1 protein-coding gene and 1 pseudogene are annotated in these 1,942 nt (G+C 34.2%); both read left to right on the top strand.

The features are described from left to right. Positions 1 to 25 precede the first annotated feature (25 nt). Positions 26 to 1,207 (top strand): RNA-guided endonuclease InsQ/TnpB family protein, encoded by a 1,182-nt coding sequence (locus F6K22_RS39715; protein ID WP_375340237.1) that lies wholly within the window; start codon positions 26 to 28, stop codon positions 1,205 to 1,207. Positions 1,208 to 1,410: 203 nt separating this feature from the next. Continuing rightward, positions 1,411 to 1,554, top strand: a pseudogene (locus F6K22_RS39710) (zinc ribbon domain-containing protein); the annotation flags it as partial. Positions 1,555 to 1,942 lie beyond the last annotated feature (388 nt).

Genomic DNA, 1,942 nt, shown 5'->3' with positions numbered 1-1,942 from the left:
GAAAAACCATCCTTTTTGGTCTGAAATTGACCACAAGGCTTTTTTGTCTAAAAATCTGTTTAATTTAGCTAACTACTATTATCGTCAATATTTCTTTACTACTCAAAAGAAATTCAATTTTACTGAACTTTATCACCAGGTATCTAAAAGTGACGATTATCAAGCTTTACCTACCAAGGTAAGTAAGCAAATTATTAGGAGATTAGATAAAAGTTGGACAAGTTATTTTTCGGCTTTAAAAGAATGGAAAAAACAGCCAAGTAAATTTTTAGGAAAACCGAAAATTCCCAAATATAAACATAAGACAAAAGGCCGAAATATTCTGCCCTATCCAGATGAATCAATATACAAAAAATCCTTAAAAAAAGGAATTTGTCATCTGTCTATGAGTGAAATAAAAATTCCCACCTCACAGACAGAAATAATAGAGGCAAGAATCGTCCCCAAAAGTAGCTGTTATATAATAGAAATAGTCTATGAAAAATCAGAGTCAACAACAGAAAATCAACAAGTAGCAGGAGTCGATTTAGGAGTAAATAATTTAATGGCTGTAACTACAAATCAAACAGGAACAGCACCTCTGTTGATTAAAGGCAGACCATTAAAAGCAATTAACACCTTTTATAATAAACAGCGCTCTAGTTTACAATCTAAATTAAAAACCAACCAGAATCACTTTGATTCTCCGAAGTTAAAAAAATTAACTCATAAACGAAATTGTCGAGTAGAAAATTATCTCCATACAGCAAGTAAAAGAGTAATAGATTGGTGTTTAAACCAGGAAATAGGAATCTTAATTATCGGGCATAATCAGACCTGGAAACAAGAAATAAAATTAGGAAAAAAGAACAATCAACAATTTGTGAACATCCCTCATTATAGGTTGATAGAGATGTTAACATATAAAGCCAAATTAAAAGGAATAAAAGTAATAATAACAGAAGAATCTTATACATCTCAATCGAGCTGTTTAGATGGGGATGACTTACCAAAATATGGAGAGGAAAAACCGAAATTTAGTGGAAAAAGAGTAACAAGAGGGTTGTATAAAACCAGGGAAAATAAATTATTAAATGCCGATGTAAATGGGTCATTAAATATAATTAAAAAAGTAATTCCTGATGTCTTTGACCAAGGAATAAAGGGTTTGCCGTTTAACCCTGTGGTGGTCGACCCACTACGAATGACTAGACTTTCAGACCTTTGAGTAAGTTTAAGTAAGTTTAGTTGAGCGGTGAATATTTAAGGTACGAGTCAAATTACCATGATTGCAAAGATAATGAAAATTACCAGCTGCTTCAAACTGACATTGCACAGCAAACTCTAAAAGTTGTAGACAGGTCTTTTAAGTCATTTTTCAACTTAATAGAGAAGGCTAAAGAAGGTAATTATCGGTAATATAAAACTCACTGGTACGGCTCTGAGGTAGTAGTCATTGATAGATTCTTTCCATCATCAAAAACTTGCTCAAACTGCGGTCATGTCCAAGATATGCCCTTAAATGTGAGAACTTATGACTGCCCCGATTGTGGGATATCTATAGACCGCGTATGAGATGCAAGTATTAATTTAAGAAATGCGGTCGGGCAAGACCCGTGAATCCCTGTGGATGAGTAACCGCCGACGGCCTTAGGGACGTTGCATGCAACGTCCGTACAGCAGGAAGTCAACAGTAAAATATCACGCTTAGTGAGGTTTTATATCGGTTTTATGAAGCAGTGTCAATCTAGGTTCACAATAACTATTAGTAGTAACTATAAATACAAAAACAAATGTCAGAATCAACTATTGAATCGATCCTACAAGAAAAACGTCTTTTTTCACCTCCGACGGAATTTTCCAAAATAGCCCATATTAAAAGCATAGACCAATACAAAGAACTCTACGAAAAAGGAAGAACTGACCCAGAAGGATTTTGGGCAGAACTAGCCGAAACAGAATT

The sequence above is a fragment of the Okeania sp. SIO2F4 genome (genome assembly GCF_010672385.1).
Lineage (GTDB): Bacteria > Cyanobacteriota > Cyanobacteriia > Cyanobacteriales > Microcoleaceae > Trichodesmium.
Note: the sequence above shows the minus strand (reverse complement) of the source record. Positions and strands in the feature narration are given on the sequence as shown.